Below are 10,335 nucleotides of genomic sequence, written 5' to 3' on the forward strand. Positions count from 1 at the left end.
ACATCAGCCTGGGACATGCCCATGCTGTCCGCGAGGTACTTCGTCGCATTGACACCAGCGTCGGCCATTTGCGCCATGTCCTCGCCCGTGACCTTGCCCTGGGCGCTGATCTGCTGCATCACACGCCCCACGTCCACGCCCGAGCCCTCCGCGATGGACGATAGGGCCGTGAACGCTTGGATCGCGGAGTCCATCGGCTTGCCGAGCTCCACACCAGACTGCGCGAACATAGCGGAGTACTTCGCCGCATCCGCCAAGGACACCGACGTTCCCGTCACCTGCTCGGTCAGCTTCGCCATTTGATTCTTCGTCTGCTCCGCCGACAGGCCCACGGATTTGAACATCACCTCGGCACGCTGGATGTTCATCAGGCGGTCGAACCCGCCCTTTAGGATCGCCATAGGCCCGGCGATAGCGCCCACGGCCACGCCGATCCTGCCGATAGCGCTCGGAACGCGATCAGCGGTCTGCTCCGACTCCTTCAGTGCGTTGGTGATGGACGTTTTAATCGACTCCGCCGCGCCGCGTGCCGAGGAAGCCACGCTACCCATCGTCGCGGACACGCGACTCACCATCCCGGACGCAGCCGACGCGACACCGCCGAAGCCGTTCGCGAAGGACACGCGGATACCAGAAGCGGCACCCGACGCGGCCCGTCCCACACCATCCAACGAGGACGACGCAGCCGACGCAGCCGAGGATGTCGAGGACGCAACACCACTAATGTTCGATGCCCAGGACGACGACACCCGGCTCGCCGCCGACGCGCCCTTACCCGACAGATCAGTCAGCGCCGAGGAAGCCACCGCCGCGGACTTCTGCGTCGACGTGCCAACCTTCCCCATCTCCGCCGCCCACGACGACGACGCATCACGCCCCGCCGAGGACGCGGACGATGCAACATTCTGGAACTCCGTGCCCACGTCCTTCACGGACTTCTGCGCCGCATCGGCACCCGATTTCACGCCCCGGTTGAGGGCATCCCCCGCCGCTTTGCCGCTGCGGTTGAAGAACGTCTGAACGTCCTGCTCGAACCTGCTGAAATCAGCCTCAATCGTCACCCGCGCCGTGCCGACAGTCGCCATACCATGAACCTCCCGATCCTACGCCCCATACTCTACCGTGCTAAGCGTCCAGCGCTTCCAGCATCGCCGCCTGCGCCGCCATGTCCGACGGGTCGAACCCCGCGGGCTTCTCAATTGCCCCGGTCTTGACACGCGGCTTGTAAACCTTCTGCCGATACCGCGCTCTCTCTTTGTCGTCCTTGTGGGACTCTAGGATCATGAACTCTACCGCGTCGAGCATCGACCCGAGTTGCCGGATCTGCACCATCGGCTCCGGGATGCCCGACGTGATTAACCGGCCCCGAACCTGCGCCCAGCTCTCCACCAACGCCGACGACAACGCAGCCACCGCCGAGAACGGCTTACCCGTCGCCGCTTCCAGCCATTCGATCAGCAGCTCCGCCGGGGCATCCTCCGGCAGTTCGTATTTACCCCGCGCGTCGAACCAAACCGCATCGTCGTCTGATAGGTGCTCCACGACGATGTCCACTATTTCTAGGTACTGGTCATTCGGGCTCATGCCCGCCAGCTCGTGGATACGTAGAGCGACAGCCGGGCCGGGAGACGAAAACTCCCAGTCCCGGCTGTACGCGCGAACGATCAGCGCCACGGCCTAACGCTTACGCAACTTCGCTTCGCGGGCCTTCTGACGAGCCGCCTTCTCCCGCTCCGCCTTCCGGCGTTCCTGCCGGTTCGCGAACGACTCCCACTCCTGCTCCGAGTCGTTATCCACGACGAGCTCTTCGAGCATGTCCACCATCGCCGCGATGGACTCATAAAAAAACAGGGACGAACCGCGGCGTAGCACCTCGTCACGCCACGCTAGGAAATCCTCCGGGTCGATATGAGTCTGGCAGAAGTCCGACATGATCGCGGTGCGCTGCACATCATTGATCAGGCGCGAAGACACATCCGATGCGAACAGCGTCATCTCGGCCGAGGTGGGGCGGGTCACCAGCAGCGTCCGGCCCAGCATCTTCGACTCCACCTCGACCGTCTCCGGGTCGATGCCGTCAAACGAATCGACGCTCAAATCTCCATGTTCCGCAACCGGGGCATCCGCATCACCGTCGAGCTCCGCGAGCTCGCGTCGAAGCTGCTCCCGACGATCCTCCGCGGACTCCACATCGGCCTTGAACGCCGCTGCCTTATCGTTTGCCATGATTCCTCCATTAGGGGATATGTGTGGTGTGTTTCCACACCAACTTATCACGATTTCCGGAAGGTGAACCCGTTCCGGCTCGCTGCGAGCTCCGCCGATTTCGCGAGCCACGGCTGCGCCTTCGTCCCCGGGTGATGCACCCGCTTCGCGAACCGCACCGTCCCGCCACGCGGCACCCACGCGAGGACGCGTTTATTCCTCGGCTCAATCACATGCGCCCGCGTGCCCTCATGAACGAACATTGCGTACGACGTCTTGTTCTCCACCCCGGCGACGACCTTCGTTCCCTGCACCACAATCGGCGTGGTCTCATTCGCGCCGCGGAGACGACCAGTATCCGTGGGGGTAATCCGGTTCGCGACGAGTTGTGTTTCCGCCTGGGCTTTACGCACCAGCTTGAACACCGGCCCAGCCGCGCCCGCCGTGACCTCCGCTATGCCGGCCCGGTTCGGGGTGAAAACGATACCGCTACTCGGCATCGGACGGGTTCCCATCGTCCACCGCAGCCGGGGCGGTGCGGTCATCCCACATGCGGATTAAATCACGGCGCGGGGTCTGCTCGTGGAAGTCAATCCCCATCTTCGTCAGGAACTCCGCCCACGCCGCCCGGGTCGCGTTCTCCGCCGGGGGCTGCGGAGCGAAATCCTCCACCACAACCACCATGCCATTAGCGATTAGGTTGTCAATATAGGCCGTGCGGGTAACGGTCGTCTCGTCTCCACGCTGCCAGCCCATGACGTTGCGGACCCAGCGGATACGAATGTTGAAACTGTTGCTCATGATTGATCTCCTACATCAACTCGAAAATTATGGACCGGTACACGGCCACGGTGCCACCCTCCGGGCCGTACACCTCAACCGGGTACAACGCCGACGAGCGGACGTGATGCTCCATTTCCAGCTCCTTCGCCGCCCGGCACGTCGCCGCCCACAACCGGTCCTTGTCGTCCTCTTGGATCGCGAACTCCCGCTCCATCGTCTCAATCGACGGGAGGACACCACCATCACCCAACGCTTCGGAACATCGGGCGATGCCGACGGTGAACTCGACGGCGAGCCGCCCACCGCACTGCGGAATCTCCGCGGGCGACGGGAACGTCTCCGTCCGGAACCTAATGCCGGACATGACCCACGCGAGAACGCACGTGTCGAAATTGTCCAACGCGGGGAGACTCACGCCGGGGCGGAGCTCCGTCCCCCCGGACACGCCACCGACCGGTGGGGCCTCGGAATCGTTGAACGCTTTATCCATCCACCGCACCAGCGCGGCGGACACCTGATCGGTCCTCGCCATTATCCGAGCACCTCCGAGTCCTCCGCTAGTGCGTTAGGGTTCACCGACCGTATCCACGAATCAACCTCCGGCAGGCCGGTGAGCCCCTCCCCAATAACCTCCGCCGGGTCGGCCATGTGCACCGACACTCCCTGCCGGGTCACCTGCGTGGCGTATTTGGGGAGTCGGCACCGCCCGGAATCGACACATTGTAGATACCGCTCCGCCGCGAGCCTGCCAACCATGAACCCCGCCGAGGGGGGCGCGGGAATACCCCGCTGGTAGTGAATCGCCGTCGGGCGAGCCCCACGCACCACCACCGCATCCCCCGACACCGCGAACTCACCATCGGACCCGTCCGAAAGCTCCACCCGAGTCACCTCGAACACCGGGCCGGGCAGCACGATCCGCATACACTCCGCTGTGGACACATCCACGTTGAACCACTCGCCCCGCCACAGCGTCGGCTCGCACCGCAAACACTGCTCAACCCCCGGGTGATACACCGCCGGGCACACCCCGAACTGCCGACCCGTCAGCGCCCACAGAATCTCCGTAGCCGTATCCACAGCCAGGCGGGCCACATCCTCTTTACCCTCCGGGATAGGGGGGAAGCACGACATGTCTACCGGCCACTCGCAAAGGTCACTCATACCGGTAATGCTACCAACCACGACACCCCTCCCCGGGTCGGGAAACGAATAAACCCCGCCCCCGGGTAATGATGGTCCTCCGCACCCATACGCCGGATCAATCGCTGCTCACCACAAGACAACGAGATCACAAGGCCACAAGGGGCGACGGTCTCCACACCATCATCAACCAGGAACGGGGCTCATTCGGACAATCCCTCATTCTCGGCGCGATACTGCCCACCAGCCGGGCGGCAAACTCCCCGCCGAGCACCACAGCGGTTGAAAACACCCGACGGTGAAGCAGCATCGCACCACCAGCATACAACCACGAATCCCCCGCCGTGAGTGGACAGCGGGGGAATCATGGGTACGCGCAAGAAAAAATGGTTTCTTGTCACCACCGCAACATCTGGAAGCGGAGGCAGCGACCCTAATCGGTAGGGCCACCACCCACCACTATACCGGATGATTAGGCAGCGGAGAAATACGGGGACGGCACGGTAAGCTCCACCGCGCCCTTCGTCACCTCCGGGGGTGCGATGGTGGTGCGCTGCATCAACAGGTGGGTGCGAGCAGGCACCGGGGCGAGCAGGCGACCCGCGCTACCATCCGCACCCGGCACGACGTTATAGGGACCCTGGCCCCAATGAGCACCGCTGCCGGTGTACGCCGACACGGTAACCTCCGCCGCGTCGGTGCCGTTGATGGTCAGGTCGCCCAGGGTAGCACCACGCACCCAGGGGAGCAGGATGTACCACCACTGACCGCCAGTCTTACCACCCTCAACAGACTTGAAAATGTCGTCGTTTTCCGGCACCTCGCAGTCATCACCGCCGCCAGTACCGGCCCACAGCTCCAGCGCCACGGAACCGGAAGTGTTGCCACCGGTCTGCTGTAGGAAACCCGCGGTGTCGCCGTCAGCGTCGAGAACCGCCGCCTGGTCGGTGAACATCGTCAGCAAGTCCGGCTGAATGCCGCACAACTGGAGGGTGAGGTTGTAGCGCTTGAACTGGTCTTCGGTGCGGTCGGTCGCGCACACGACACCGGACGCGTTCTTCTGCTCGATGTCGTCACCATCGGAGGTTTCGCGCTCCATGCCGAACTCGATGAAGCCGTCGGTGACGATCTGGTTCTTCGGGCCCTTTAGGGGGAGTCCGCAGCGGCCCACGCGGGTCGCGCGCATCCGGAAGCCCTTAATAACCGGGAGTGCTTGGTTGATTGCAGCCATTGTTTAGCCGTCCTTCTTAGTAGTCGTTTTCTTGGCGGACCGAGCCGCCGGTTTATCCTCTTCGAGGACACCAGCCGCCACAGCGGTATCGCGGGTGACGCGGAGCGCCACGCCACGCGATGCGGTGACCGTCTGAACCTCGCCAGCGGCGACGAGCTTCGCCGCTACATCTTGGAAATCCTGCTGCCGACCCATGATGGGCGACACCGTCACCACATCACCGTCAGTCTCGAAAATTACGCCAGCCACCGCTAGCTCCCTTCGTTGATTTTGATAGAAGTACCCAGCCACACCACGGCGAAGGCACGCTCCGCCACGGTGAACCGGAGGTTCGTCGCCGGGGTGAAACTGTTATGAGTTTCGATCTGGTTCCGGTACACCGTCACAGATCCGGTGACGTAGGTGCCGTCCAGGTCAGTCTCATACCCCGCGCCCGCCGCCACGGGGCTCCCCATGATCGTGCGGAGCACACCAGCAGTCGAGATGACCTGCCGGGACTCAATCAGACGGGGAAGGTCCGACGGGCGGACATGCACCGTCGGGGTCAATCCCTCGGCCAGCATCGTCGCTTCGGCCTGCGGGATACTCGACGCGGTGTTCGGCTCCTTTTTCAGCAGCGCGGCGAAATGCCGCTCCACATCAATCGGTTCAACCGCCTTAAGTTTCTCCACCGCCCGGGCGGACAACTCCGCTTCGGAAAGACCCACGGCGGCGCACTCTTCCGCAGCCCACACAGCGTTACCGGGGAACTGCATCAACGTTGCGGAATTACCGCCGTGCTTCGGCCCCTGGCCGGGGTTGCACGGCTCCGGCCATAGACCATGACCGCCGATGGATGGGACGCTGACCTCCACCCCGTGAATGACGGGGCGCTCCACGTCCACGAATTGAGCTACCGCGTACAGGCCAGATCGCGACGGGGTCGGCAGCGGGGCGCGTCCGACGAACTGCATCGGCTTCACAACTGTTGCCATGCCGACACCTCCTTTCTACGATCCGGTTAGGTTACTCTGCGGGGACGGCGGGGTTTGTCGCGTGACGCAGGCCAACCTGGCCGTTGATCGCGACGGGGATGGTCAGCTCGCGGGACTCGTAGCCACGCTGGCCCACGGCGAAACCATCCTCCAGGAACATTTCGGTGCGCTGGTTCTTGGACAGGCCAGTGCTGTCGTAGATAGCGCCGAGGTTCACGACGTTCTGGACGGCGGAGAAGAACGTGCCAGCGGGGTACAGCAGCACCTTCACCTCGGCGGGGTAGCCAGCGGATGCCGGGTCGCCGTTGAGCGGCTGGTAATCATCGACCCACTGGAAGCGCACGCCACGGTCCGCGAAGTGCTGGTCGAGGATCTGGTCAGTCACACGCTCCGGGAGGACATCATCGCGGTACGCCAAATCGGCGCGGAGGATGGATCGCAGCCATGCGGGGGCGACACCCTCCAGGGTGGAGGTGCCCAGGCGGAACTTCTGGCGCAGCGTCTCCGCGTGGAGCTCGATGCTGTTCAGCACCGTGCCCGCGGTGCCCAGGGCAGGCACACCCACGGCGACCTTCTTTGACAGGGCGATGACCTTCGCCAGACGGGCGGCGGATAGGCGGTGGAGGTGACCCTTCGTGGCGTTCTCCAGGAACTTCGCGGTCAGCTCCGGCCAGCCGGTGTTAGCCAGCAGATTCGACGTGACACACGTCCACAGGACATCCATGCGGACTTCCTGCATCTCGGCGCAGGGAATCTCGATGCAGTCCTTGGTCTGGCCGCTGATCGCCTGCGCTTCGGTCATGGTGCCGCGGTTGGTGGCGTACAGCGTCGAGAAGTCCGGCTCCACCGGGTAGCGCAAACCACCGCGGGACAGGCTGATCTCCGGGAGGGAGAACAGGTTCGCCGCAGCCGGGGTGGGCAGGAAATCATAAATGGTCTCGGATGGGGCGCACCATCCAGCAGCCGCGACGAGGGAACCGCCGTCAAGGCGGGACTCGTCGGTGGCGTGGTCAATCGCGGCGACCAGGCTCGCCTCGTCGGATGCGACGAGTTCGGTCGGGAGGTCGCGGCGGATGTGTCCGAAGTGAGATTGGGTCTGCTGGCCGACGGTCGTGGCGCGCAGGGCGCGACCGGACGAAATGCCGTTGAACGCTTCCGCGAAGTCGAGGAAGGTTGCTTCGCCGGACTTGAAGTTCGGCGCGGCGGGGTCGAGGGTGAACGGGGTGGTGGACTTTGCTTCGCCCCGGTAACCGGCGGTGGCTCCGCCGTAGCGTCGCTTCACAGCGAACTCCTTCTCGTCAGTATCGGTGTCGTCGGAATCATCCTCGTTGGTGGACTCGCCCGCGTCGTCATCCTCGGACTCGTCGGAGTCGTCGGAATCATCGGTGCTGTCCTGCTCGCCGTCGGCCCCTTCGGACTCTTCGGAATCGTCGGAACCACCCTCGTCGCTATCATCCGCGAACGCGGCAGCAGCGGCGGCGGCGCGGTCCCGGCGACCTCGGATAGCGGCCTGGGCATCCGCCTTAGCGGCCTCGGCCTTAGCAGCACGCGCCTGCGTCACGGCTTCCGCGAGCTTCTCCAACGCGGCGACCTGCTCCTCGGTAGGGTTATCGCCCGCGTCGGCGGTCAGCTTATCGTAGACCGCCTTAGCGGCGGTGATGATCTTGTCAATCTCCGCCGGGTCGGTAGGCATGTTCGCCACGGCCTTGAGAATGTCATCCAGCGTGTTCATCTGGTCTCCTTGTCGGTCTCTCGTCCCTCTACGTCGGGAGTGTACAGGGCGACATGCCCCTCACCTCCCACAGTCTAGCTACGGGCTTCGCCCCTATTCGTGATGATCTCCCCACCGCCGTTCCGCGACGCGAACATCACCGCCTGCGTCTTAGACAGGAATGTTTGCTCCTGCACCTGACCATCCGCGTCGGTTGAGCGGACGGTGTACGTCGCCGGGGTGAAGCTTCCTCCGCTGCCACATGCTCCACAAGCCATTGTTAGTCCTCCTTGCTTTCCATGATGTCCCGCACCGCCTGATAGCGGGCGGGCACGTCCGGCTCCACGTCGAAGCCGATGACGCCCTGCGCGGCCTTGAACCGTTCGCGGAGCCCCGGCGCGTGCGCAAGCTCACCGGGGGAGTTCCCTTCGGCGCGGAGGGCGGCGAACACCTCACGCACCGCATCCATAGCAGCCACGCGGGCGGCATCCACCGGGGACAATTCCTCGGCAGCGGGAGCAGCCCACCCGGACGCGCACAACGCCAGGGCTTGACCATCCGCGACGTACTCCCGCCGCACGGGGAAGCCCGGGGTGGACACGGACAAGGCAGCGACGAGCTCCAAGCTGTTGCCGACGCGCCGCCAGTCACCAGATAGGGGTGCGGTCGCGGCTTCGCGGAGCTTCGCGGCGGGCGCGTCCTGATTCACCTCACCAGCGACCCAGATGCCGTGCTTATCCTCACCGGCGCGGACGAACGCCCAACACGACCCGGTCGTGTCGTAATGCTCCGCAGCGGCACGCACACCAGCGCGCACACCAGCATGACCACCACCCACAGTCAGACGGCCCACCGCCACCGGACCATCATCGGTGAGCACCGTGGACTGGTGGAAATGCGCGTACCCAGCCGCCGAACGGGGCGGGGTCACGCACTTACCGGGCTGACCGACGTGACACGTATCCCACAGCGCGAGGTGCCCGAACACACGCCCTTCCGGGGTGACGGTAATCGGAGTCGGCCCGTCCAGGCCAGGGTCAGCGAACGCCGCCGAATCATATTTCGGCAGGTCCAACACCGCACCAGCCGACGCGACCAGGCCGTCGGTATCCACCTCCGACTCGTCGCCGGTGAGTTGAATACCCACGTTTTCGAACGCGGGCTTCGCCACCAACGTCGCCGCCATGATCGTCGCCGAATGCACCTCCAGCCGAGGACCATCCTCCACCTCAAACGTGTCGGCAAGCATGTCGCACAAATCAACCGACGGGCGGATCACGCCCTTCTCCAGCAGGGCGATGACCTTATCCTCATCCGAGAAGATTGTGCCTTCCGCCGTGAACCCGTCCGGGGTGACCTCGCCCCGGTCGATGGTTCCGACGATACGGGACGAGTCGTGGCCCTCGCTCGTCGTTTCCTGCCACAGCAGTGGAAGGGGAAACTTCCGGAACCGGAACTCACCATCGGTCGTGAAAATACGACCATCACCGGTCGGCTCACCCACCGGGGCGAGACGGCCCTTCCACTCCAGGCCCTTCGCGCCACTAGCTGCCAACGCATCCATATCTAACTCCCTGATCTGTCGCTCTACGTCTCTCATACTATTGATCCGCGTCGCCCACGGTATGTCCGCGCCGATTTCATCCTCGACGTAGGTCGCGGTGCAGCGGCACTGGATCGTGTTCTTCGCCGAGCCGTTAGCCCGGTCGCCGGGGTAGCGCAGCAGCTCCCCACCCACCTCGAACGGCTCGTCCACCGGGCGGGTCTGCCCGTCCGCTTCGGCGTGCGCGACCCGCGTCCGCTCGTCATGAGCCGCCGACCACACTTTCACCATCGGGACACCAGCATCGGCGGTCATCGTCGCGGAAGCGTGAACCGCCGCCGTGCGGGCCTGATGAAGCTCCGTCCGGGCGATCCGCTCCGCCCGGCGCATCCACCCCTCATAGCCCCCTTCGGCATCCCACGATAGGAACTGCCTAACCAGCTCCCGCTGCTCGAAACTCCCGCCCGTCCCAGCCTTCGACAAGATACCCTGCATCGTCTGGAACACCGTGTCCTGCATTCCCACCACGAGGTTCTCGGTCGTGCGCATGTAGTCCGCGAACAGGTGCCGCCACGACGGGGATGCGATGATGAAACTGATCTGCGACGGGTCCACACCCGCGAACGTCGCGGGGAACTCCGCGAGAAGGTCAGCGACCGTCGCCGGGCCGGACACACCCGACGGCCAGGGGATAGCCACGTCCGGGGACACGAACCCCGTGTTCGGCGCGTCCGCCGCCGCCGTG

Annotated in this window: 13 protein-coding genes; all 13 read right to left on the reverse strand. The window is 64.5% G+C overall.

Annotated features, from left to right (window positions below; genetic code table 11):
* On the reverse strand, positions 1-1,085 hold a 1,085-nt coding region (locus tag ACTQX9_RS09315; RefSeq protein ID WP_441541347.1), incomplete at its 3' end, for a tape measure protein.
* A 40-nt stretch (positions 1,086-1,125) separates the two neighbouring features.
* A complete protein-coding gene (locus ACTQX9_RS09320) occupies positions 1,126-1,674 on the reverse strand; it encodes a DUF7240 domain-containing protein (protein ID WP_441031780.1) in 549 nt (182 codons plus the stop codon).
* 3 nt (positions 1,675-1,677) lie between these two features.
* On the reverse strand, positions 1,678-2,226 hold the full coding sequence (locus ACTQX9_RS09325) for a hypothetical protein (protein WP_441031778.1): 549 nt from the start codon (positions 2,224-2,226) through the stop codon (positions 1,678-1,680).
* Between the two features lie 47 nt (positions 2,227-2,273).
* The gene (locus ACTQX9_RS09330) at positions 2,274-2,630 is read right to left on the reverse strand and encodes a hypothetical protein (protein WP_441031776.1); all 357 of its coding nucleotides are present in this window, start codon (positions 2,628-2,630) and stop codon (positions 2,274-2,276) included.
* Between the two features lie 64 nt (positions 2,631-2,694).
* Positions 2,695-3,006 carry a hypothetical protein gene (locus ACTQX9_RS09335; RefSeq protein WP_441031775.1) on the reverse strand — a complete coding sequence of 104 codons (312 nt, stop codon included), beginning with the start codon at positions 3,004-3,006 and terminating at the stop codon, positions 2,695-2,697.
* Positions 3,007-3,016: 10 nt separating this feature from the next.
* On the reverse strand, positions 3,017-3,520 hold the full coding sequence (locus ACTQX9_RS09340; protein ID WP_441031773.1) for a hypothetical protein: 504 nt from the start codon (positions 3,518-3,520) through the stop codon (positions 3,017-3,019).
* Entirely contained in the window at positions 3,520-4,173 is a 654-nt protein-coding gene (locus ACTQX9_RS09345) for a hypothetical protein (RefSeq protein WP_441052903.1), read from the reverse strand. Before ACTQX9_RS09345 ends, ACTQX9_RS09340 begins: the two co-directional genes overlap by 1 nt.
* 430 nt (positions 4,174-4,603) lie before the next feature.
* A complete protein-coding gene (locus tag ACTQX9_RS09350; RefSeq protein ID WP_441031769.1) occupies positions 4,604-5,362 on the reverse strand; it encodes a hypothetical protein in 759 nt (252 codons plus the stop codon).
* A 3-nt stretch (positions 5,363-5,365) separates the two neighbouring features.
* Positions 5,366-5,611 carry a hypothetical protein gene (locus ACTQX9_RS09355; RefSeq protein WP_343095443.1) on the reverse strand — a complete coding sequence of 82 codons (246 nt, stop codon included), beginning with the start codon at positions 5,609-5,611 and terminating at the stop codon, positions 5,366-5,368.
* A 2-nt stretch (positions 5,612-5,613) separates the two neighbouring features.
* A complete protein-coding gene (locus tag ACTQX9_RS09360) occupies positions 5,614-6,336 on the reverse strand; it encodes a hypothetical protein (protein ID WP_441031767.1) in 723 nt (240 codons plus the stop codon).
* 31 nt (positions 6,337-6,367) lie between these two features.
* Complete coding sequence (locus tag ACTQX9_RS09365; RefSeq protein ID WP_441031765.1) at positions 6,368-8,068, reverse strand: major capsid protein; 1,701 nt, start codon at positions 8,066-8,068, stop codon at positions 6,368-6,370.
* 74 nt (positions 8,069-8,142) lie between these two features.
* The gene (locus ACTQX9_RS09370; protein WP_441032713.1) at positions 8,143-8,325 is read right to left on the reverse strand and encodes a hypothetical protein; all 183 of its coding nucleotides are present in this window, start codon (positions 8,323-8,325) and stop codon (positions 8,143-8,145) included.
* Between the two features lie 2 nt (positions 8,326-8,327).
* On the reverse strand, positions 8,328-10,335 hold a 2,008-nt coding region (locus ACTQX9_RS09375), incomplete at its 5' end, for a phage head morphogenesis protein (protein WP_441541352.1).

Source organism: Collinsella sp. LCP19S3_F2 (assembly GCF_052121015.1).
Taxonomy (GTDB): Bacteria; Actinomycetota; Coriobacteriia; order Coriobacteriales; family Coriobacteriaceae; genus Collinsella.